The organism is Armatimonadota bacterium (assembly GCA_031432545.1).
Lineage (GTDB): Bacteria > Sysuimicrobiota > Sysuimicrobiia > Sysuimicrobiales > Sysuimicrobiaceae > Caldifonticola > Caldifonticola tengchongensis.
The window spans coordinates 242,383-263,574 of sequence record JAVKGX010000001.1; the positions used below are offsets into that span (position 1 = coordinate 242,383).

The window sequence follows — 21,192 nt, forward strand, 5'->3', positions numbered from 1 at the left end:
GTCATCCGACGCCGTCAGCTGCGTGCACGGTCGATCGCATCCAGGGCTTGGTCTGCGGCGCGCTGGGCCTGCTCGCGGTTGCGGGCGCGGATCCGGTCCGGGGCGTCGTCGGAGGGTGCGTCGCGCATGGCGCGGGGAAGCGGGTGCGGGGCGCGCGGCTGCCACCGGTCGATCCACGCGTCGGGCACGACGTCGCCGACTACCTGGTGGGAGAGGACGCCGTAGACGAGCGTCCACGCACGCGGGACCACGCGCCAGATGTCGTACCCTCCACCCCCGGCCGCGAGCCAGCGCCCCCCGCACAGCTTGTGGGCCAGATCGTGCACCGCGGCGGCGAACCGCTCGGAGGTGTGGGTCGTGCAGCCGAGATCGGTCAGGGGATCCAACCGATGGGTGTCGCAACCGTGCTGGCTGACGATCACGTCCGGCCGATATGCGCGGGCGATGGGCGGCACGACGAGCTCGAAGCACTCCAGCCACGACGCATCATCGGTGCCGGGCAGCAGCGGCACGTTCACGCTGTACCCGGCGCCCGCACCCCTCCCCGTCTCGTCCACGAACCCGGTGCCTGGGAAGAGGAACTCGCCACTCTCGTGCAGGGAGATCGTCAGCACCTGCGGGGTGTCATAGAACAGCGCCTGCGTTCCGTCGCCGTGGTGGGCGTCGCCGTCCACGTACAGCACCCGCCAGCCGCGCCGCCGGAGGAACTCGCACGCGAGGGCGATGTCGTTGTAGATGCAAAAGCCCGCGGCCAGCGATCGCATCGCGTGGTGGAGCCCGCCCGAGAAGTGGAAGGCGTGCTCGAACCGGCCTTCGGCGATCCCCTCGGCCGCCACCAGCGCACCCCCCACGATCGTCGCGGCGGCCTCGTGCATGCCGACGAACGGCGGGTTGTCGCCCGGCCCGAACCCGTAACGCAGGCCGGCGGCGCTCGGGTCACTGCCGAGCGCGCGCACCGCCGCGATGTAACCGGGGCTGTGCAGCATCGCGATCTCGTCGTCGGTGGCTAGGCGGGGCGGGAGGACTCCGGACGTCGGGCCGTCCAGCATGCCGGCCGACTCGAGCAGCGTGACCGTGAGCTCGAGCCGCATCGAGTTCAGCGGGTGGCCACCGCCGAAGTCGTACCGCCGGCACTCGGGCCCGTAGATCACCGGCGTGCGCATCGCTTCCAGACTTTCGCATGGGTTTGCGCTCTCCCTGCTGCGCCGCTTGCGGCCGGTTGACAGCCAGGCCGGGGGCTGCAAGAATCAGCCGGACCCTCGCCCTTGCGATCCGGGAGGAGGTGGGCAGGCGCCGACCGGCTCCGAGATCCAAGGCCCGTCCGCCGGCCGTCCGGGCGTGAGCGTGCGCCCCGCCTGACCGCGTATCCGAACCGAGCCCGTCCCCTCCGGGCGGCGCGCCCGGGTGCCGACAGGCATGCCAAAGGCGCGTCGGTCGGACGCCCTACGGCGTACCCGAGGAGAGAGCCATGCGGCGCACGCGGATGAGAATCGAGATCCGTCCCTTCGAGGAATCGGACTACCCGGCCCTGGCCGAGATGCGCAACGAGAACCATCCGACCGATCCGGTCACGGCCGACACGCTGCGGTTCTGGTGGGAGGCGGCGGCCGCCGCCGGTGTCCACCGCGAACGCTACGTCGCCACCGACCCGGACTCCGGAGATCCGATCGGCTCAGCTTGGTTCGGCCACAACGCGGAGATGTTCCACCCCGACAAGTACGACTGCCAAGTCATCGTGCGCCCCGCGTTCGGGGGGCGCGGTGTGGGCTCACAGCTGTGGGAGGTGCTGCACGCGCGCCTGCGCGAGCGCGCGGCGATCCTGGCCAGGGCCCGTGTGTGGGAAGCCCACCCGCATGCGGTGGCGTTCGCTCGGCGGCGCGGGTTCCGCGAACGGCGTAGGACCTGGCAGTCGATCCTCGACGTGCGCGGGGTGGACCTGGCGGCGCACGCACACCGCTGGGACCGCCTCCGCACCCGGGGGATCTGGATCACCACGCTCGCGCAGGAGAGAACGCAGGACCCCGACTGCCTGCGCAAGCTCCACCGGCTGCACGACCTGGCCCTGCGCAATATGCCCCTGCCGGACGAGCCGACCGGCGTGCCGTGGGAGAGTTTCCTGCGGTGGGTCACCGGTGAGAAGGCGATCCCCGAAGCGACGTTTATCGCAAAGGACGGTGACCGATACGTCGGGTGTTCGCACCTCGAGCGCGACGACGAGCCCGGGACCCTCGGGCAGGGGCTGACCGCGACCGACCCCGACTGCACGGGGAGGGGCATCGCCTGGGCGTTGAAGCTGTGCACGGTGCGCTACGCGCAAGAGCACGGCTACCAGCGCATCAAGACGTGGAACGACAGCGCCAACCACGCGATGCTGAGCATCAACCTGCGGCTGGGATTCGTGCCCCAGCCGGCGTGGATTACGATGGAGGCACCGTTGGGGCCCCAACGGGGATGAGGAGCGTGCCTCCATCGGCACGCGGCGGCCAGGTGAGGGGGGCAGCGGTGACGGATCTGCCGCTCGTACCCCTGCGCGGGCGACCCCGAGAGCAGGGACGGGCGCACGGCGAGGCGCTTGGCGAGGCGGTCTGCCACAACGTGGCGGTGTACGAGCGGCGCCTTCGCAACGACGCCCGCCTGAGCGCCGAACAGGTCCGGTCCCGATCGCTTGCCTACCTGGAGGTCTTCCGGTCCTGTGAGCCGGCCTACGCCGAGGCGATGGAGGGTGTGGCGGAAGGCAGCGGCTGCACGATCGAACAGATCGCGATGTTGAATGCACGGTACGAGCTGATGTACAGCGCCTACGCCGCCATCGGGATGGAGGAGGCGGCGGGGGAGTGCACCGCGTTCGCCGCCTCGCGCTCGGTGACCGCGGACGGGCACCTGTGGGTGGGTCAGAACTGGGACTGGATCCCCGAGGTGCGGGGCGCGCTCCTCGACGTCGTCCACGGGAGCCTGCGGATCCTCGCGTTCACCGAGGCGGGCATCGTCGGCGGCAAGATCGGCATGAACTCCCGAGGCCTGGGGTTGGTGATCAACGGCCTGCTCAGCCACCACGACGACTGGTCCCGTCCCGGCGTCCCATTCCACCTGCGCACCGCACGCATCCTTCGCGCCGGGGGCTTCGCCGAAGCGGTGCGCGCGGCGACCGCCGGGCCCAGTGCGTGCTCGGCGAACTTTCTGATCGCGCAGGCATCCGATCCCGAGGCGGTGGCGGACCTGGAGGTGGCACCCATCGGCTGGCGGCGTCTGGCACTCCGCGACGGCACGCTGGTGCACGCCAACCACTTCCTCGCGGCGGAGTCGTTGGGGGTGTGGCAGCCGTTGCGCGAGGAACGGCAGTCCACCTACCGACGGTGCGCGCGCATGGACGCCCTGTTGGGCGCGCGCACGCGGCCGGGCCGGCTCTCGGTGGAAGCCATGGAGGACCTGCTGCGGGACCACGACGGCCATCCCGACTCCATCTGCCGTCACCCCAACCCCGCCCTGCCCCCCGACGAGCGTTCGCAGACGGTGTTTTCGGTCTTGATGGATCTGGATGCGCGGCGGATGCGCTGCGCCGGCGGCCCCCCTTGCACCGCTGCGTTTTCCGAGCGAAAGCTGGGCTGAGTACACCGGCGGGCCGTACCGGCCCGTGGCCTGCCCACCCGTTGACAAATGCCCCGGCCTGGTCAATGATTGGCTCGGTCCCACAAATCCTGAAACCGTGGGATCGGAAAGGATCGGATCGGAGGAAGAGAGAATGGCAACGGGTACGGTCAAGTGGTTCAGTCCGGAGAAGGGGTACGGCTTCATCACTCCGGAGGACGGCAGCAAGGACGTGTTCGTGCACTACAGCGCGATCAGCGGCGAAGGCTACCGGAACCTGCAGGAAGGACAGAAGGTCGAGTTCGAGGTCACCCAGGGCCAGAAGGGTCCCCAGGCCGCGAACGTCCGGGTCATCGGCTAACCGCGCTCGACTTCAGCCAGACCCCGCAGTTTCTCTCACGCTTGTTCCTGGAACCGGCTGAGGGCGCCGGGAGGTTTCTGCGTTCTCGTCGCGACGCATCGATCTGTTGTCGGCGGTGGGGGCGGGGCCGATTCCCGTCCCTGCCGCTTCGGCGGTTTATGCCCGTCGCGCGATGACCTGCAGCCAGTTGCGGGGCACGAGCGTCAGATCGAGCTCCTCGAACGCCTGGCGTACCCCGACCTTTAGCGCCTCGCAGCCCTCCGCGAGCGGCACACCGGGAAGCGCCCCTTCGATGAACAGCTCGAACTCGCTGATGTCCTCCAGACTCTGGCGCGACAGCGGCTTCTGCTGAATCTCCACCCGGACGTCGGTGAACCCCTGCGACGCCAGGAGGGCACAGTAGTCCTGCGCGCCCAGCCACCGCATCGCGGTGGCCTTGACGCCGCGGGTCACCTCGATTCCTCGCTCTTTGAGGTGGCGGACCGCGCGCAGCACCCACAGCTTGTAAAAGCGCAGCGTCTCCGCGGGGTAGGCGCCTTCGAAGAACGTCGTGTTGAACCCGAACGCGCCTCCGCGGCGCAGGACGTTGAACACCTCGCGGACGACATCCGCCTTCTCCCGCACGAGGTGGATGGCGTTGCAGAACAGCACGACGTCCGCCGCCGGCACGATGTGACTGAGGCGTTCTGCCGTCCCCTCCAGGAAGTGCACGATCGCGCAGCGAATCCGAGATCGGGCGATCTGCAGCGCCGACGGGGAGGGGTCGATTGCGTAGACCACCGCGCCGGAGGCGGGGTCGACGTACTCGAGGATGATCTCGGTGACGGCGCCGGGCCCGCAACCCAGGTCCACGACGGTGGCGTCGCGCCGGATCCCGACGTGCTCCACCAGCCACCGGTTCACTTCGGCGAAGAACGGGTGACTGGCGAACTTCTCGAACGTGAAGCGCGAACCGACCTCGGCGCCCATGCTCTGGCATTCGCCGCCCAGAGCCGATCTCCTTGAAGCGTCCGAGAGGAGGCGAGACGACGTCGATGCGGTTGGAGATCTCCCCAGCCGAGCGCACCCGGCGCCGAAACACCCTCCGTGAGCGCCTCACCGCCCACCAGGTGGACGGGGTGGTTCTGTTCGGCGGCCTGAATGTCCTGTACTTTGGCGGGTTCGGCTTCATCCCCACGGAGCGCCCGATGGCCCTGGTGCTGGCCGGTCCCGAACGCGTGCTGTTCGTCCCGCGGCTGGAAGTCGAGCACGCCCAGCAGCACGCGGACGTGGACCGCGTGGTCTCCTACCCGGAGTATCCGGACGACCGCCACCCGATGGAACGTCTGGCCGAGTTGCTGGCCCAGATGGGGTTTGAGCGGGCACGGATCGGCGTCGACGCCGACGGGTATGCAGGACGTTTCGGATACCGGGGCCCCCGCCTTTCGGAGGTGCTGCCGGCCGCGACGGTCGTGGTCGTCCGCGACGAGATCGAGCGGATGCAGATGATGAAGTCCGCCGAGGAAGTGGCGCTCATCCGCGAGTCGTGCCGGTGGGGCCATCTCGCGCACGCGCTGCTGCAGGAGTACACGCGTCCGGGCCTGACCGAGACCGAGGTCAGCAACCGGGCGTCGCACGAAGCGACGCTGGCGATGATCCGCACGCTGGGGCCCGGCTACCGGGCGGTCGGATACGGCGGGGTGGGGGCGCGGGCAGGGTACCGGGGCCAGATCGGTCCGTACTCCGCGCTCCCCCACGCCATGACGACCAATGCGCGTTTTGCGCCCGGCGACGTGCTTGTGACCGGCGCGAGCGCCAACGTCGGCGGGTACCTGTCGGAGCTGGAGCGTACGATGGTCATTGCACCGGTGTCCGACCGCGCGCGCCGCTTTTTCGGGCTCATGCTCGAAGTACAGCAGCGGGCAATCGACGCCATCCGGCCGGGCGAGCCGTGCAGCGCGGTGGATCGCGTGACGCGGGCGTTCTTCGACAAGTACGATCTGTGGGACTGCTGGCGGCACCACACCGGTCATGCGATCGGGTTGGACTACCACGAAGCACCGTTCCTCGACCGGGGTGACGACCGGATCATGGAGCCCGGCATGGTCTTTACTGTGGAGCCGGGGATCTACGTGCCGGGTCTGGGCGGATTCCGGCACTCCGACACGGTCCTGGTCACCCCCAACGGCCACGAGGTGCTGACCTATTACCCTCGCGACCTCGCGAGCCTGACGATTCCCGCTTGATCCGGGCCAAGACAAGTTCCTCTCCTCTGAGAGAGGGGGGTAGGGGCTGGCACCTGCGGGTATGCTGGGAGTCAAGCGGAAGTTCAAGACGCCGCCCATGGACGAGCGGAGCCGACGCAGCAGCCTGGGCACCACCATCCGGCACCTGGTGGTCATCGGCCGGCGTGCGCGGGAGGCGTTCCACAGCGGGCTGACCCACGACGCCGCCTCTCGCGTGGCGCAGATGCTGCGCGACGCCCTGCGCGCCGACGCCGTCGCCCTGATCGGCCGCGCCAAGGTGCTGGCGTTCGTCGGTGCAGGCGCCGACCATCACGTACCGGACCAACCGGTGGCCACAGAGCTCACCAAGCGCGTGCTGCGTACCGGGGAGGCGGCGGTCGCTCGCAGCCGCGAGGAGATCGGCTGCCCCCACCCCGGGTGCCCCCTGACCGGGGCCGTTGTGGTGCCGATGCGCGTGCGAGGCATGATCCCGGCCGCAATCAAGTTCTACCGCACCGACGGCCGCCCGTTCGCCCCGCAGACGCTGGAGGGGGCCGTCTTGGTGGGCGACCTGCTCGGAGCGCAACTGGAGATCGCGTTCTTGGAGTCGGAGGTCGACCGCCTCGCGCGGACCGAACTACGCGCTCTGCGGGCCGAGATCTCCCCGCACTTCGTGTTCAACACCCTGCACTCCGTGGCCGCCGTCGTCGGGCGAGATCCTCAGCGCGCACGACGGCTCATCACGGATTTCGCCGAGTTCCTGCGCCACGCGCTGCGTTCACACGGCGAGTTCTGCACGCTGGAAGAGGAACTGTGGTACGTCGAGCAGTACCTGGCGTTCGAGCGGACGCGGCTGGGTGACCGACTGCGCACGTCCGTGGAGGTTCCTGCGTCGGTGCTCGGGCGGCTGGTGCCGGTCCTCACGCTCCAGCCGCTGGTCGAGAACGCGGTCGTGCACGGGATCGAACCCAAGACCGGCCGCGGTACGGTGTGGGTGCGCGCCGAAGAATCCGAAGACCACCTGCGGTTGATCGTCGAGGACGATGGGGTGGGCATCCCGCCGCGCCGGCTGGAGGTGATCACCGAACGCGGCATCGGATCGGGGTTGGGCATCGGGCTGTTCAACGTGCAGCGCCGGCTGCAGGCGATCTACGGGGAGGACTACGGCCTGCGCGTGCGCAGCGAAGAAGGCAGGGGGACGCGGGTCGTCGTGCGGATCCCGTACCGGTGGGAGGCTACGACGTGACGCGCACTCTAAGGTTGCTGGTTGCCGACGACGATCCCCAGGCGGCCGAACACCTGGCCGGGTTGCTGCGACGCGTTGGCCCACACCAGGTGGACGTCGTCGCGAGCGCGCAGGCGGCGCTGGACAGGCTGCGGGCCGGACCGCTCGACGCACTGTTCCTGGACGTGCGGATGCCGGGGCTGTCGGGCATCGACGTCCTGCGCTCCGTCAATGCCCTGCCGCGTCGCCCCCGAGTGGTGCTGGTGTCGGGGTACGACGACCACGTCCTCGAGGCGTTCGAGGCGGCGGCGTTCGACTACCTCCTCAAGCCGGTGGACGAGGTTCGCCTCGGCCGCACGCTCGACCGCCTGCTGTCCGAGGAACCCTCCCAACACGGTGGCCGCGTGGCTCTGCCCGCAGGGGATCGGACCGTCGTTTTGCCACCTGAGGACATCTACTACCTGCAGGCGCGCGGCGACGGCGTCCGGGCGGTGACCCGAGTCGGTGCGTTCGATGTCAAGGCGACCCTCGCGCAGGTCCTGCGGCGGCTGCCCGCAAGCCAGTTCCTGCGGGTGCACCGCAGCTACGCGGTCAACCTCGATCACATCCGCGAGGTGCACCCGTACTTCTCCGGGACGCTGCTGCTCCGGCTGGACGACCCGCCGGGGACGGAGATCCCGGTCAGCCGACAGGCCGCCCGCGCGGTGAAGCTGCTGCTGCACCTCTGACCACTCGTCGCCTTTCGGTTGCCATCCACCTTAAATTTCCAACCGTTCGGCGCTGTTGGGTCGAGGGCCGCCCCGCCGGCACGTCACATTGGTGGCGGGGTGCAGACCTCCAAGCGATGGGAGGCAGTCGGGTGGCGACGCAGGCGCGGATCGAGCAGGAGGCCGCGCAGCTGTCTTGCGAGTGGCAGACCGAGCCGAGATGGTACGGCATCCGGCGCGACTACACGGCCGACGACGTCGTCCGGCTGCGCGGCTCGGTGCGCGTGGAGTATACTCTGGCGCGCCGCGGTGCCGAACGTCTGTGGGATCGGCTGCACGCCGAACCGTACGTCGCCGCGTTGGGGGCCCTGACGGGGGCACAGGCTGTGCAGATGGTCCGCGCCGGCCTGCGGGCCATCTACGTCAGCGGCTGGCAGGTGGCCGCCGACGGCAACCTGGCAGAGCAGACGTATCCCGACCTCAGCCTCTATCCCGCCAACAGTGTTCCTGCGCTCGTGCGGCGGATCAACAACGCGCTGCGCCGTGCCGATCAGATCGAGTGGTCGGAGAGCAAGGGGGAGCGCGACTGGCTGGTGCCTGTCGTCGCCGACGCCGAGGCGGGGTTCGGTGGGCCACTGAACGCCTACGAGCTGATGCGCGCGATGATCGAAGCCGGCGCCGCCGGGGTGCACTTCGAGGACCAGCTCGCCTCCGAGAAGAAGTGCGGGCATCTGGGCGGGAAGGTCCTCGTCCCCACCTCTCACTTCATCCGTACGCTGAACGCGGCGCGGCTGGCCGCCGACGTCTGCGGCACCCCCACGGTCCTGGTGGCCCGCACCGACGCGTTGAACGCGCAGCTGATCACAAGCGACGTCGATCCCGCCGATCGGGCGTTTCTGACCGGCGAGCGCACGGCAGAAGGCTACTTCGTGACCCGCGACGGCCTGGAGGCCGCGATCGCCCGATCCCTCAGCTACGGGCCGTACGCGGACGTGCTCTGGTTCGAGACCTCCCGTCCGGATCTCGGCGAGGCACGGCGCTTCGCCGAGGCCATCCACGCGCGCTTGCCCGGCAAGCTGCTTGCCTACAACTGCTCGCCCAGCTTCAACTGGCGGCGCCACCTGGAGGATCGGACGATCGCCTCATTCCAGCGGGAACTGGGCGCCATGGGGTACCGCTTCCAGTTCGTGACGCTGGCGGGTTTCCACGCACTGTGCGCTTCGACGTTCTCGCTGGCGCGCGGGTACGCCGATCGGGGGATGGCCGCGTACGTGGAGCTGCAGGAGCATGAGTTCGACCTGGAGCGGCTCGGCTACACCGCCACCCGCCACCAGCGCGAGGTCGGCACGGGCTACTTCGACCTCGTGGCACAGGTCTTGGGGGGATCTGCCACCCTGGCCCTGGAGGGGTCGACCGAGGCCGAGCAGTTCGCCGACCCCATACGCAGCCTGCCGTCGCGCGCACCGCGCGTGTCGGTGCGTCGGGGCGATGGACGGTCGGGTCAGGGCTGCGGGCGATAGGTCACAACGAGCATCGATGGGACGGCACGCTGCCGGCTCTCGTCGCGATTCACCACGCGCCCACCCACCACCAGCGTCGAGGATCCCCCGCCGTCGAGGTTCATCGCTTCGACCGCTCCCAGGTCGCGCATCAATGCAGCCACCTCGCGCAGGTTCATCCCCGTGTTCTCCTCGTCAGGCCCTTCGACCGCGACGAGGAGCACCTTGTCTGAGCGCGTGATCCCCACCGCCGATCGCGACGTCCGCCTGGCGTACACGGACGGGCGAAAGCCCTCCCATCCATAGGGGATGTCCACCCGTCCGTCGCGCACCAGGCGCGGCCCGCCGCCCAGCGCGTGCACCACCCCCTCCGGCTCGACGGAGGTCTGCATCCGGACCGGCGCCCCTCGCTCCAGTGGCCGGAGCAGCCGATCGGTCTCTCGCGCCGTCGCCGTCACCACGTATCCGTCGTCCGGGATGGGGACCCGCCCGGCGGGCAGGCCGACGATGACGCCGCGGCGTACGAGCACGGGCCGCTCGTGGTGAGGCGTCAGCGGGCCGTACTCGGGAGTGTAGACGGCGACGCCGCCGGCGCGGGGCGGGCGGTTGATCGCCGAGATCGGCACCGCGCCGGTCGGGGTCCGCAACGTGCCGCGGAACGCGAACGCCGAAATCCGTGGGCGGCCCGTTGCGGTGATGGCAAACACCGACCGGCGCGGGAACGGCGTGGACAGGACCTTGCCGTCGATCATCACCAGGCCGAGGGGCTGGCCGTTGGACGGCGCGAAGAACCCTCCGTTGATCGCAGCGACCGCGTCCGAGCGGGTGGCCGCGTGCGCCGTCGCCTCCCGCCCCTGGACCGTCTCGGCGCCGAGCACCGGACGGATGGAGATCGCGGGGTCGGCAGGATCGACGGTCACCACGTGTGCGCGCGTGGAACCGGCGCCCGTGCGCACCCGGATCTTGCGATAGGCGACGCTGCGCGGCAGGCGCACCGCAGCCCGATGCGAGGGCAGGACGACGACGGCGATCTTGTGGGGGTCGGCCCGTCGGAAGACCTTGTAGCGCACGGCCCCGCGCAGAAAGACCGTCAGCCGGAGCACGCCCGGGCGCAGCGTCTCGTGACGCACCGCGCCCACCGGCCCGGTTGCGACGGGCTGCCAGCCGCGTCGGGTGCCCGCCACCGGCCACAGGTCCAAGACCAGCCGGTCGCCCACCACCGCCGACCGGTACCGTACGTGTCGGTCCGTGTGGACGACGACCTTCGGTGCCCCATCCTGCGTGGTCCAGCCGACCGACAGAAGCCGCGCGGCTGCGGAACCCGCGCCGCCGGCGGTGAGGAGGAGGAGGACGGCGGCGACGGTCGTTGCAGCGAAACGGATCACGCCTATGCTCCGACGGGTGCTGCGTACGCTGCGGCGATTGCCGGGGTATTCGTCCACACCGCCCCAACTCCTCCTGCCCGCAGGGTACGAGCAAGACCGCGGCCAGGTTCGCCCCACGAAAGTCGGGACGATCGCCCCCGGCCGCCGGCCCGCGCGTCCCCACGGTGACCGCGTGGGCGTCCTGCCGGGCAAACAACCAGGCAGCAGGAGAAACCGCAGCCGGCGTGGTATGTGCCAACATGATAGGTGACTCACTTGTCAACTAACCCCGTTGTCGGAACGTCCGCGGCGCGCCGCGTCCCCGTGGCCCGCCCTGCCTCCACCCGCGGACAGCGCACGCGGCAGAAGCTGCTGGACGCCGCCGAAGCGGTCTTCGGGCGGAAGGGATACCACGAGGCGTCCATCTCCGACATCACGCGGCGGGCGGGCGTGGCGCAGGGGACGTTCTACGTGTACTTCGCGAGCAAGCGCGCCATCCTGGCGGAACTGGTGCGCGAGCGCAGCCGCAACCTGCGGCGGGCGATCCGTGAGGCGACCGCGGGCCTGGCGGATCGCCTGGAGATCGAGCGGGTCGGGTTCGAGACGTTCTTCCGTTTCATCCGCCGCCACGAAGGCATCTACCGGATCGTCAACCAGGCCGAGTTCGTGGATCGGAAGCTGTTCCGCTGGTACTACCGTCGGCTGGCGAGCGGCTACGCGCGCGGCTTGGCGGAGGCGATGCGGCGGGGACAGATCGGCGCCTTCGACCCCGAGGTCGTCGCCTACTGCCTGATGGGGATCGCCGACTTCGTCGGCATGCGCTACGTGCTCTGGGAACCGGACGGGCCTCCCGCCCACACGATGGACCAGGTCATGCGCTTCATCCGGCGTGCGCTTACGGGGGGGCCGGCGTGACGCCTCCGGTGAGTATCGTGGGGATCTCCACCTATGTACCCGCGCGCGTGCAGACCGCGGCCGAGATCGCCGACCGGACGGGCATTCCCCTGGAGGTGGTCGAGCGCAAGTTCGGCCTGCGCGGCAAGCACATCGCCGCAGCGGACGAGCACGTCTCGGACATGGCGGTCAAGGCGGCCGCCCCGCTGGTCTTCGAGTACGGAACGGACGTCGGCGCCGTCGTCTATTTCGGGAGTGCGCACAAGGACTACTACCTGTGGAGCTGCGCCCCCAAGATCCAGCATGCGCTGGGGTTAGATCGTGCGTTCGCATTCGAGGTGATGGCGACCAGTGCCTGCGCGCCCATCGCCCTGCGGCTGGCTCGCGACATGCTGGCCGCTGACGCACGGTTGGGATCGGTGCTGCTGGTGGGCGCGTCGCGCGAGTCGTATGTGATCGACTACCGCAACCACCGCTCGCGGTTTGCCTTCAACTTCGCTGATGGGGCCGCCGCGGCGCTGCTGCGGCGGGGCGCAGACGGCCACAGGGTGCTGGAGTCGGCCGCGGTCACCGACGGTTCCTTCGCGGACGACGTGATGGTCCCCGCGGGCGGGTCGGTGTACCCCGCTTCCCACCAGACGGTAGAGCGGGGGATGCACGCGTTGGACGTCCGTGACCCGCAGGGCATGAAGGAACGCCTGGATCCGGTGTCGCTCGACCGATTCGTACGGGTCGTACGCGAGGCGGTGGAGCGCAGCGGGTTTACGTCCGAGGACGTGGCGTTCATCGCCCCGCTGCATATGAAGCGGTCGATGCACGACGCGCTGCTGGCCGCGTTGGGGCTGGAGCCCCAACAGGCTACCTACCTCGAGGGCTTCGGGCACATGTCCGCGATCGATCCTCTGGTCGGACTGGCCGAAGCGTCGCGGGCGGGTCGGCTGCGGCCAGGCGACCTGGTCGTGGCCGTCAGCGCCGGCACCGGATACACGTGGGCGGCGACAGCGATCCGATGGTGAAGCAGGTCGGAGGAACCCGATGACCGACATCCCGACGTTTGCGCAGCGTCCCACCACGAACTGGGGCATCTGGCACTGGCTGGAGCGCCGCGCCGACATCGCGCCCGGTCGGACCGCGTTGATCGACGGCCCCCGCCGCTTCACCTACAGAGCCCTGCACGACCGCGTCGCCTCGCTGGCGGGCGCCCTGGGGCAGATGGGTGTGCGGCGGGGGGATCGGGTGGCGATCCTGTCGGTCAACCGCGCCGAGTACGTCGAGGTCCTGTTCGCTGCGGCATGGCTCGGAGCGATCCTCGTGCCGCTCAACTGGCGGCTGACCGCCTCGGAACTGGCCTTCCAAGTAAGCGACAGCGAGCCAGTGGTCTTGTTCGTCGATCCCGAGCTAGGAGACCTCGCCCAAGCGCTGCGGGCTCGTCCCGAAGCGGGATCAATCCGCGCGGCGGTCGCGTTCGACACCGACCTCCCCGTACCTCCGTGGGCGGCCGCCTACGGCGAACTGTCGGCAGACCCGCCCGCACCGGCCGGCGGGTTCGACGACCCCTTGCTGATCATGTACACCTCCGGAACGACCGGACGCCCCAAGGGCGCGGTGCTCACGCAGCGGACGCAGCTGTGGAACAGCATCAACATCGGAACGGCGGTCCGTCTGACCTCCGACGACGTGACGCTGAACGTCCTGCCGATGTTCCACATCGGCGGGATCGGCTTGTTCGCACTGCCGACGCTGCACGTCGGCGGCACCGCGGTCCTTCAGCGCCGCTTCGATCCCGAAGAGGCGGTGCGGCTGCTCGAAGAGCACCGGGTCAGCGCGATGTTTGGCGTCCCTTCGATCTACCTGATGCTGCTGGAGTCCGAGGCCTTCCGTCGCGCGGACGTATCCGGTGTCCGCTTCAGTTGCGGCGGAGCCCCGTGTCCGCTGCGGATCATCGAGGCCTTCCAAGAGCGCGGCCTGCTGTTTCAGCAGGGCTACGGCCTCACCGAGACCGCACCGACGTGTCTGATCCTTCCGGCCGAAGACGCCTTCCGCAAGGCGGGGTCGGCCGGCAAGCCCGCCGTCCACGTCCAAGCGCGCGTCGTCGACGACGACGGACGCGAGGTGCCGCCGGATGCGGTCGGCGAGGTGTGGACCCGTGGCCCCAACCTCTTCTCGGGATACTGGCGGCGCCCACGCGAGACGGAGGAGGCGTTCGAGGGCGACTGGTTCAAGACCGGAGACCTGGCGCGGCGGGACGCCGAGGGGTTCTTCTACATCGTGGACCGCAAGAAGGACATGATCATCTCCGGCGGCGAGAACATCTATCCGGCCGAGGTCGAAGATGTCCTGTACCGTCACCCCGCGGTCGCCGAGGCCGCGGTGATCGGCGTCCCGCACGAACGCTGGGGCGAGGTGCCCAAGGCGATTGTCGTCCTGCGCCCTGGACACGCGCTGACCGCCGACGAGTTGTTCCGGTTCTGCGAGCCGCACCTGGCCCGCTACAAGATCCCGCGCCTGCTGGAAGTGGTGCCGGCGCTGCCGCGCAACGCCGCCGGCAAGGTGCTCAAGCGCGTGCTGCGCGAGCACCTCGCGCAGACCGGGGGTGGCTGACTGATGCCGTACGCGCAGGTCAACGGCATCCGGCTCTACTACGAGGAGGAAGGAACCGGCCCGCCCCTGCTCCTGCTGGAGGGGCTTGGGTACGCGCTGTGGATGTGGTTCAAGCAGCGGCCCGCGCTGCGAAGACGCTTTCACCTGATCGCCCCGGACAACCGGGGCGTCGGGCTGTCCGACAAACCCGATGCGCCCTACACGATCGATCTGTTCGCCGACGATGCGGCGGCGCTGCTGGATCACCTCGGCGTACGTCGGACGCACGTGCTGGGCGTGTCGATGGGCGGGATGATCGCCCTCAATCTGAGCCTGCGTCACCCCGATCGCGTCGACCGACTGGTCCTCGTCAACACCACGCCGGGCGGCCCCGACGCGGTCCCGATGCCGCCGCAGACCGCGCAGGCCCTGCTGGCCGCGCGCGCACTGCCCCCGCGCGAGGGGCTGCGCGCCGCGATGGCGCTGGCTTTCAGCCCGCCTTACATGCAATCCCACCCGGAGGAGATCGAGCGCATCGTGGACTGGCGGCTGCAGAACCCGCAGCCGCCCGAGGCGTGGATGCGGCAGTTCGCGGCCGGCCAGGCCTTCGACGTCTCGTCGCGCCTGCATGAGGTCCGCCACCCCGCGCTGGTGATCGCGGGATCCGACGACCGCGTGCTGCCGCCGGCGAACGCGCAGCTGCTCGCCGATCGCCTTCCGAACGCCGAACGTGTGGTCTTCGAAGGGACCGGACACCTGCTGTTCATCGAGCGGTCAGAAGAGTTCAATCGGCTGGTCGAGGAGTTCTTGCTCGGCCCGTAACCACCAGCCCGTCCGGAGGACGGAAAACCAGGGGAGGGGGGACGATGAGCACGTGGCGATGGAAGACGTGGGCGGTTCTGTCGGTGCTGATCCTGCTGGCCGGGTCGGTGCCGGCGCAGGCGCAGCGGCCGACGATCAGGGTCGGCGCGATCGTGCCGCTCACCGGAGCCGCCGGGGTGAGCGGTCAGTTCATGCAGAGGGGCTACCAGCTCGCTTTGGACGACGTCAACCGCACCGGCGTGCTCGGCCGGCAGGTCGAGCTGATCATCGAGAACGACCGCGGCGACCCGCCGACGGGGGCTGCCGCGTACGTGAAGTTGGTCACCCGCGACGAGGTGATCGCGGTCCTGGGCGGGCTGCAGTCCTCGGTCTCGATCGCCGTCGCCGCGCAGGCACGGCAGCGTCCGGTGCTGATGGCCTGGACGGGCGCGGCGGCCGTCATCGTCGAACAGGCGCTGGCCGACGCGGAGTGGTTCTTCCACTACCATCCCTGGCAGTACCACAACGCCGACTCCACCTACCGGTTCATCCGCAGCGCCGGCGCCCGCACGATCTTCCTCGCCTACGAGGACGGTCCGTTCGGCGCCAGCGCCGTCGACGAGGCACGGGCGTTCGCGCGGCAGTACGGGCTGACGATCGTCGCGGCCGAACCGTTCCGCACCGGCTCGCCCGACCTCACTCCTCTGCTGACGAAGGCGAGGGGGTCCGACGCTGACGTGTTCCTGTTCGTCGGCTTCGACCAGGACGTGGTGCCGATGGCTACGCAGGCGCGGCAAGTCGGCTACTCCCCGAAGATGATCCTGGGGTCGCCGCCTTCCTGGCCGGTCGGGTTCGAGCGGTTGCCGGCCGGCAACTACATCTCGGGCGTCGCGCTGTGGACACCGGAGAACCCGGCGCGGGCCTCGCGCGACTTTGTGCGCCGCTACCGCGAGCGGTTCCGCGAGGAACCGACCTCGTACTGGGCGCCGCTCGCGTACACGAACCTGGTCACTGTGGCCGACGCAATCCGCCGTGCCGGGTCCACGGAACTGGGAGCTCTGATCCGGGCGATGAGGGCGACGGACTACGACGGGCCGATCGGGATGAAGCTCACGTTCAAGCGCAGCATCTACGGGCGCAATCAGGGCTTCACGCGTCTGATCGGCTTCCAGTGGCAGAACGGCAAGCAGGTCGTGGTCTGGCCGGAGGAGATCGCCGGCGGCCGCCTGCTCTACCCGGCACCTTTTGGGAGGTAGCGGGCGGACCGACGGGCTGCGGAGTCCATGACCGAGTTGCTGCAGATGCTGGCGTTCGGCGTCCTGCGGTCGGGGCTGTACGCCCTGACCTCGGTCGGGCTGGCCCTGGCCGTGGGCGTCGTCGGCATCGTCAACTTCGCCCACGGCGAGTACCTGATGCTCGGCGGGTTCTTGGGCTACTGGGCGCACGAGCTGTACGGCGTCGACCCGCTGCTGTCGATTCCCCTGGGCGCGGTCGTACTCTACGCGCTCGGCGCGGCTACGTACCGCACCAGCATCCAGCGTGTCCTGCGCGCACCGCCGCTCAACCAGATGTTGCTGACGTTCGGCATCTCGATCTTCTTGCAGAACATGGCGGTGATCCTGTGGTCGGGGGACAACCGCACCACGCCGGTCCCCTACGGGCATCTCTCGGTGGCGCTGGGTGCGATCCGCCTCGGGGTACCACAGGTCATCGTGTTCGCGGTTGCGCTGGCGGTGACCGCCGCCCTGTACCTGCTGCTCGACCGCAGCCGCGTCGGCAAGGCGATCCAGGCGGTGGCGCAGGACCGCCTCGGCGCCAGCCTGGTGGGGATCGAGGTGGAGCGCGTGTACTTGCTGGCGTTCGGGATCTCGACCGCGCTGGCCGGTGTTGCGGGCGTGCTGCTCGTGATGCAGTTCGCGATCTCGCCCTACGTCGGCCTACTGTACACCCTCAAGGCCTTTGCGATCATCGTGGTCGCGGGGCTGGGCAACATCCGCGGCGTCGTGTACGCGAGCCTGGTGCTGGGGCTGGCGGAGGCTTTCGTGGAGTTCTACCTCCCCGGCGGCAGCGGGTGGTCGGAGGCGGTGTTCTTCGTGTTGATCTTCGTGGTGCTGATCGTGCGGCCCCAGGGGCTGTTCCGATGACGCGCCGGCCAAAGGCAGCGGGGGCGGCGCTCGTCCTGTTGGGTGCGGCCGTGGCGTTCGCTTTCTGGGCGGAGGAGGCCAGCCCCTACCGCCTGCAGCAGGCGCGCGCGATCCTGATCTTCTCGGTGCTGGCGCTCTCGTGGGACGTGCTGGCGCGGACCGGACAGCTGTCCCTCGCGCACGCCGCCTTCTACGGCCTGGGTGGATACACGAGCGCGCTGGCCGTAAAGCTCCTCACCGTCCCGCCGCTTGCGGGCATCGCGCTGGGCGCTGTTGTGTCGGTGGCGGTCGCCGTCGGGCTGGGCCTGCTGATGCTACGTCTGCACGGGATCTACTTCGCGATCGGCACGCTCGCGTTCACCGAGACGTTGCGGATCGCCACCAACCAGTTGCCGTTTACCGGCGGCGCCACCGGGCTGGTGACGGTGCCGCTGTTCGGCGGCCGCATCGTCCCGCAGTACCTGTTCATCCTCGCAGTGCTGACCGCCGCAGTCGCCGCGTCGTGGGTGATCCAGCGGTCGCGGTGGCGGTACGCGTTCACCGCGATGCGCACGAACGAGGGCGTCGCCCGCGTCATGGGCGTGGACGTGGTGCGCTTCAAGATCGCGGCATTCGGGATCAGTGCGTTCTTCGCCGGTGCGGCGGGCGCCTACTACGCGCACGCGTTTCTGTTCATCAGCCCCCTGGAGTCCTACAGCCTCGCGGTCTCGGTCGGCGCGCTCGTCGCCCCCATCTTCGGGGGGCTGTACTCGACCGCCGGGCCGGTGCTGGGCGCCGTGCTGCTGCGGGCCGCGGAGGAAGTGCTGCGTGAGTCGATCCAGAGGGGATACCTCATCCTCTACGGGCTGATCCTGGCCCTGGCGATCTTGTTCATGCCCGGCGGCCTGCTGGGGGTCTGGCACCAGGCCGCTGCCCGCGCGCGAGGCCCGTCGCCCGCCGGGCGGGCAGCGCGGGCCGATGGGCCGGCGGCCGCGCCGGGCGGCGTGGCGGCACCGCAGCCCCCGACGTCGGCAGCGCGCTCGGGCGGTGGCTCGTTGCTGGTTGTCGAGGGCCTCACGAAGCGGTTTGGCGGCCTGGTCGCCGTCTCCGACCTCTCGTTCCACGTAGAAGAAGGCGAGATCCTCGGGATCATCGGTCCCAACGGGGCGGGCAAGACCACCGTCTTCAACCTGATCTCCGGTCTGCTCGCGCCGGACGCCGGGCGCGTCGTGTTCGGGGGGGCCGACATCACGCGCGCCCGACCGGAGGACCGCGCGCGGCTGGGGATCGGCCGCACCTTTCAGTTGATGCAGCCGTTTGCCGACATGACCGTTCTGGACAACGTGGTCGTAGGCGAGTTGTTCGGGCACGCAACCATCAAGTCGGTGGAGCGCGCGCGCCAGGACGCAGTCTCGATCTGCCGTCTGGTCGGCCTCGAGCCGTTGATGCACCGGTCCGTCGCCGGCCTGGGGGTGGCCGACCTCAAGCGGCTGGAGCTCGCGCGGGCGCTGGCCACCCACCCGCGGCTGCTGCTGGCGGACGAGGTCCTGGCCGGGCTCACGCCGGCGGAGGCGGCGCAGGCGGTGCAGACGATCCGCCGCGTGCGGCAAGCGGGCGTGACTGTCCTGCTCATCGATCACGTCATGCACAGCGTGCGCGCGCTGTGCGACCGCGTCATCGTCATGAACTTCGGCCGCAAGCTCGCCGAAGGGCCGTTCCAGCAGGTCGCATCCGATCCGCGCGTCCTGGACGCCTACCTCGGCTCGGACGACGAATGAGCGAAGCGCTGTTGCGCATCTCCAACCTCCAGGCCGGCTACGGAGCCGTGCGCGTCCTGTGGGACGTGAACCTGGAAGTGCGGTCGGGCGAGATCGTGACGCTGGTTGGAGCGAACGGCGCGGGTAAGACGACGCTGCTGCGAACGATCTCGGGGATCGTGCGGGCGGCGGAGGGTCGGATCGTCTTCGCGGGCCGCAGGATCGATGGGAAGGCGGTTGCGGAAATCGTACGGCTGGGGATCTCGCACGTGCCGGAGGGCCGGCATGTCTTCTGGGGGCTGTCGGTCGAGGACAACCTGGTGTTGGGGGCGGCGATGCTGCCGTCGGCCTGGGCACGCCGCGGCGCCTCGCTGCACTTGGTCTACGAACTGTTCCCGCGGCTGCGCGAGCGATCGCGGCAGCCCGCGGGTACGCTGTCGGGCGGCGAGCAGCAGATGTTGGCGATCGGCCGCGCCCTGATGGCCCAGCCGGCGCTGCTGCTCGTCGACGAGCCGTCCTTGGGGCTGGCACCGGTCGTCGTCCAGCAGCTGTTCCGCACGCTGCGAGAGGTCAACCGGCAGGGCCTGACTGTCCTGCTCGTCGAGCAGGACGTCCGCCGCAGCCTGCGCATGTCCCACCGCGCGTACGTGCTCGAGAACGGCCGGATCACCCTCACCGGCCCGGGCCCCGAACTCCTCGACGACCCCCACGTCCGCCGCGCATACCTCGCGACGTGAGGGGCGCGTCTCGTGGGCACCGAGGGCCGTCAAGGGTCACGACGAGCTGCGGTAGACCTCGTCGGTCTTGGCGGCCATGATGAAGTCGTTGCGGTGCAGGCCCCGGATCTTGTGGGTCCACCAGGTGACGGTGACGCGCCCCCACTCGGTGAGGATCGCGGGGTGGTGGCCCTCGGCTTCCGCGATCTCGGCGACGCGGTGGGTGAAGGCCATCGCCTCCGCGAAGTCTTTGAACCGGAAGACGCGCTCCAGCCGCCGGATGCCGTCGCGTTCGACGACCTGCCAGTCCGGAACCTGCGGATGCAGTTGGGCGATCTCGTCGTCTGTGAGAGTCGGCTCGCCGCCGCGGCAGGCGCTGCATTTCATCTCGCGCAGCGCTGGAACGTGTGCGCGCTCTTCTGCTTGGGGCATCTCGCACCTCCGCCTGAGCCAGGTCCCCCTGTCGCCAATGTAGCATGGCGGCCCGCCCGGCGAGGGATGACGTCGGAAGTGGGCCGTGTTATCTTGACGACAGAGGTGAGCGCAATGGGAAAGGGCGCGACGCTGTACCTGCGAGGGATGCCCGAGTCCCTGGTCCGCGAGGCGAAGGCGGTGGCGGCGCGCCGCGGGATCACGCTGGCCGAACTCGTCCGCGAGGCCTTGTCCGCGGTCGTCGGCGAGGGGACCGAGGCCGAAGACGAACGAGGTCTTGAGGACAGCGCGCGGTGGTACCGTGCCAACCGCGGCAGGCTGCTGCGGCGCTACCGGGACCAGTACGTCGCGATCGACGGCAGGAGGGTCATCGACCACGACTTCGACTTCGACGCGCTGGCGCGGCGGGTCTTCGCGCGCCTGGGCAACCGAGCGGTGTTCATGCCGAAGGTCACCGCGGCCGAGCGCGTGGCGCGGCTGCCTTCTCCGATGGTTGTGCGCGAATGATCGGTGACTACCCGTACGACGCGGCCAGGACCCCGCCGGCTCCGGTCTTGCCGCTGGCGGTGATGCCGCCGGTGGGCACGGACGCCGTAGCGCTGCGGGCGCTGGTCGACTGCGGCGCCGACCTGACGGTCCTGCCCGCGGGTACGGCGGCGCGGGTGCGGCTGCCCCGGATCGGAGCGCTGACGGTGCGCGGGATCTCTGGGAAGACGGTGAGGGTGCCCCTGTACGCCGCCCGGCTTCGCATGTCGGGCGCGGAGGTCGTGGTCGAGGCGGCGGAGCTGGGGGCGGAGGCGTTGGTGGGCAGGGATGTCCTCAACGGGTGGGTGGTGACGCTGGACGGGCCGGCGCGGCGGACGCGGATCGGGCTGCCCCCCACCGCGACCCTCTCCCAGAGGAACGTGACTTTGGGCAGGATGCCCTGACGGGTGCTCGCCTCC

The 21,192-nt window shown here is 69.9% G+C and carries 21 protein-coding genes; 17 read left to right on the forward strand and 4 right to left on the reverse strand.

The window, feature by feature from the left end; all coding sequences use genetic code 11:
• Positions 1 to 14: 14 nt before the first annotated feature.
• The gene (locus QN163_01245) at positions 15 to 1,163 is read right to left on the reverse strand and encodes an acetoin utilization protein AcuC (protein MDR5682638.1); all 1,149 of its coding nucleotides are present in this window, start codon (positions 1,161 to 1,163) and stop codon (positions 15 to 17) included.
• 305 nt (positions 1,164 to 1,468) lie between these two features.
• Here QN163_01245 and QN163_01250 point away from each other — a divergent pair, with 305 nt between their 5' ends.
• The 3 genes from QN163_01250 to QN163_01260 all read left to right on the forward strand — a co-directional run bounded on the left by QN163_01250 (position 1,469) and on the right by QN163_01260 (position 3,946).
• The gene (locus tag QN163_01250) at positions 1,469 to 2,455 is read left to right on the forward strand and encodes a GNAT family N-acetyltransferase (GenBank protein MDR5682639.1); all 987 of its coding nucleotides are present in this window, start codon (positions 1,469 to 1,471) and stop codon (positions 2,453 to 2,455) included.
• A gap of 47 nt (positions 2,456 to 2,502) precedes the next feature.
• Positions 2,503 to 3,606, forward strand: a complete 1,104-nt coding sequence (locus QN163_01255) for a C45 family peptidase (protein ID MDR5682640.1) — start codon at positions 2,503 to 2,505, stop codon at positions 3,604 to 3,606.
• A gap of 133 nt (positions 3,607 to 3,739) precedes the next feature.
• Entirely contained in the window at positions 3,740 to 3,946 is a 207-nt protein-coding gene (locus QN163_01260) for a cold-shock protein (protein ID MDR5682641.1), read from the forward strand.
• 156 nt (positions 3,947 to 4,102) lie between these two features.
• On the opposite strand, the gene QN163_01265 is transcribed toward QN163_01260, so the two are convergent.
• Complete coding sequence (locus QN163_01265; protein ID MDR5682642.1) at positions 4,103 to 4,915, reverse strand: class I SAM-dependent methyltransferase; 813 nt, start codon at positions 4,913 to 4,915, stop codon at positions 4,103 to 4,105.
• 65 nt (positions 4,916 to 4,980) lie between these two features.
• Between QN163_01265 and QN163_01270 the strand changes: the two genes are divergently transcribed.
• From QN163_01270 to aceA, 4 genes are all read left to right on the forward strand, one after another.
• Entirely contained in the window at positions 4,981 to 6,171 is a 1,191-nt protein-coding gene (locus QN163_01270; GenBank protein ID MDR5682643.1) for a Xaa-Pro peptidase family protein, read from the forward strand.
• Positions 6,172 to 6,268: 97 nt separating this feature from the next.
• Positions 6,269 to 7,396, forward strand: a complete 1,128-nt coding sequence (locus QN163_01275; GenBank protein MDR5682644.1) for a histidine kinase — start codon at positions 6,269 to 6,271, stop codon at positions 7,394 to 7,396.
• Complete coding sequence (locus QN163_01280) at positions 7,393 to 8,103, forward strand: LytTR family DNA-binding domain-containing protein (GenBank protein MDR5682645.1); 711 nt, start codon at positions 7,393 to 7,395, stop codon at positions 8,101 to 8,103. Before QN163_01275 ends, QN163_01280 begins: the two co-directional genes overlap by 4 nt.
• 116 nt (positions 8,104 to 8,219) lie before the next feature.
• Positions 8,220 to 9,602: an isocitrate lyase gene (gene aceA / locus QN163_01285; GenBank protein ID MDR5682646.1), complete on the forward strand. Its 1,383-nt coding sequence runs from the start codon at positions 8,220 to 8,222 to the stop codon at positions 9,600 to 9,602.
• On the opposite strand, the gene QN163_01290 is transcribed toward aceA, so the two are convergent.
• The gene (locus QN163_01290; GenBank protein MDR5682647.1) at positions 9,584 to 10,966 is read right to left on the reverse strand and encodes a phosphodiester glycosidase family protein; all 1,383 of its coding nucleotides are present in this window, start codon (positions 10,964 to 10,966) and stop codon (positions 9,584 to 9,586) included. The genes aceA and QN163_01290 overlap by 19 nt on opposite strands.
• A 303-nt stretch (positions 10,967 to 11,269) precedes the next feature.
• Here QN163_01290 and QN163_01295 point away from each other — a divergent pair, with 303 nt between their 5' ends.
• The 8 genes from QN163_01295 to QN163_01330 are packed head-to-tail and all read left to right on the forward strand — an operon-like array spanning position 11,270 to position 19,837.
• Positions 11,270 to 11,860, forward strand: coding sequence for a TetR/AcrR family transcriptional regulator (locus tag QN163_01295; GenBank protein MDR5682648.1), 591 nt, complete (start codon positions 11,270 to 11,272; stop codon positions 11,858 to 11,860).
• Between the two features lie 8 nt (positions 11,861 to 11,868).
• A complete protein-coding gene (locus tag QN163_01300) occupies positions 11,869 to 12,855 on the forward strand; it encodes a 3-oxoacyl-ACP synthase (GenBank protein ID MDR5682649.1) in 987 nt (328 codons plus the stop codon).
• A gap of 19 nt (positions 12,856 to 12,874) precedes the next feature.
• Entirely contained in the window at positions 12,875 to 14,440 is a 1,566-nt protein-coding gene (locus QN163_01305; protein MDR5682650.1) for a long-chain fatty acid--CoA ligase, read from the forward strand.
• 3 nt (positions 14,441 to 14,443) lie between these two features.
• A complete protein-coding gene (locus tag QN163_01310) occupies positions 14,444 to 15,241 on the forward strand; it encodes an alpha/beta fold hydrolase (protein ID MDR5682651.1) in 798 nt (265 codons plus the stop codon).
• A gap of 44 nt (positions 15,242 to 15,285) precedes the next feature.
• Complete coding sequence (locus QN163_01315) at positions 15,286 to 16,476, forward strand: ABC transporter substrate-binding protein (protein ID MDR5682652.1); 1,191 nt, start codon at positions 15,286 to 15,288, stop codon at positions 16,474 to 16,476.
• Positions 16,477 to 16,503: 27 nt separating this feature from the next.
• Positions 16,504 to 17,364, forward strand: coding sequence for a branched-chain amino acid ABC transporter permease (locus tag QN163_01320; protein ID MDR5682653.1), 861 nt, complete (start codon positions 16,504 to 16,506; stop codon positions 17,362 to 17,364).
• Positions 17,361 to 19,121 (forward strand): branched-chain amino acid ABC transporter ATP-binding protein/permease, encoded by a 1,761-nt coding sequence (locus QN163_01325; GenBank protein MDR5682654.1) that lies wholly within the window; start codon positions 17,361 to 17,363, stop codon positions 19,119 to 19,121. Before QN163_01320 ends, QN163_01325 begins: the two co-directional genes overlap by 4 nt.
• Complete coding sequence (locus QN163_01330) at positions 19,118 to 19,837, forward strand: ABC transporter ATP-binding protein (GenBank protein MDR5682655.1); 720 nt, start codon at positions 19,118 to 19,120, stop codon at positions 19,835 to 19,837. Before QN163_01325 ends, QN163_01330 begins: the two co-directional genes overlap by 4 nt.
• Positions 19,838 to 19,873: 36 nt before the next feature.
• On the opposite strand, the gene QN163_01335 is transcribed toward QN163_01330, so the two are convergent.
• On the reverse strand, positions 19,874 to 20,203 hold the full coding sequence (locus tag QN163_01335) for a 4a-hydroxytetrahydrobiopterin dehydratase (protein ID MDR5682656.1): 330 nt from the start codon (positions 20,201 to 20,203) through the stop codon (positions 19,874 to 19,876).
• Between the two features lie 138 nt (positions 20,204 to 20,341).
• Here QN163_01335 and QN163_01340 point away from each other — a divergent pair, with 138 nt between their 5' ends.
• Positions 20,342 to 20,755, forward strand: a complete 414-nt coding sequence (locus QN163_01340; protein MDR5682657.1) for a DUF5678 domain-containing protein — start codon at positions 20,342 to 20,344, stop codon at positions 20,753 to 20,755.
• Positions 20,752 to 21,177: a hypothetical protein gene (locus QN163_01345; protein MDR5682658.1), complete on the forward strand. Its 426-nt coding sequence runs from the start codon at positions 20,752 to 20,754 to the stop codon at positions 21,175 to 21,177. Before QN163_01340 ends, QN163_01345 begins: the two co-directional genes overlap by 4 nt.
• Positions 21,178 to 21,192 lie beyond the last annotated feature (15 nt).

Coding starts and splice junctions, on each gene's coding strand:
- QN163_01245 (MDR5682638.1), bottom strand. CDS start 1,163: ATGCGCACGCCGGTGATCTACGGGCCCGAGTGCCGGCGGTACGACTTC.
- QN163_01250 (MDR5682639.1), top strand. CDS start 1,469: ATGCGGCGCACGCGGATGAGAATCGAGATCCGTCCCTTCGAGGAATCG.
- QN163_01260 (MDR5682641.1), top strand. CDS start 3,740: ATGGCAACGGGTACGGTCAAGTGGTTCAGTCCGGAGAAGGGGTACGGC.
- QN163_01265 (MDR5682642.1), bottom strand. CDS start 4,915: ATGGGCGCCGAGGTCGGTTCGCGCTTCACGTTCGAGAAGTTCGCCAGT.
- QN163_01270 (MDR5682643.1), top strand. CDS start 4,981: ATGCGGTTGGAGATCTCCCCAGCCGAGCGCACCCGGCGCCGAAACACC.
- QN163_01275 (MDR5682644.1), top strand. CDS start 6,269: ATGGACGAGCGGAGCCGACGCAGCAGCCTGGGCACCACCATCCGGCAC.
- aceA (MDR5682646.1), top strand. CDS start 8,220: ATGGGAGGCAGTCGGGTGGCGACGCAGGCGCGGATCGAGCAGGAGGCC.
- QN163_01305 (MDR5682650.1), top strand. CDS start 12,875: ATGACCGACATCCCGACGTTTGCGCAGCGTCCCACCACGAACTGGGGC.
- QN163_01310 (MDR5682651.1), top strand. CDS start 14,444: ATGCCGTACGCGCAGGTCAACGGCATCCGGCTCTACTACGAGGAGGAA.
- QN163_01315 (MDR5682652.1), top strand. CDS start 15,286: ATGAGCACGTGGCGATGGAAGACGTGGGCGGTTCTGTCGGTGCTGATC.
- QN163_01320 (MDR5682653.1), top strand. CDS start 16,504: ATGACCGAGTTGCTGCAGATGCTGGCGTTCGGCGTCCTGCGGTCGGGG.
- QN163_01325 (MDR5682654.1), top strand. CDS start 17,361: ATGACGCGCCGGCCAAAGGCAGCGGGGGCGGCGCTCGTCCTGTTGGGT.
- QN163_01330 (MDR5682655.1), top strand. CDS start 19,118: ATGAGCGAAGCGCTGTTGCGCATCTCCAACCTCCAGGCCGGCTACGGA.
- QN163_01335 (MDR5682656.1), bottom strand. CDS start 20,203: ATGAAATGCAGCGCCTGCCGCGGCGGCGAGCCGACTCTCACAGACGAC.
- QN163_01345 (MDR5682658.1), top strand. CDS start 20,752: ATGATCGGTGACTACCCGTACGACGCGGCCAGGACCCCGCCGGCTCCG.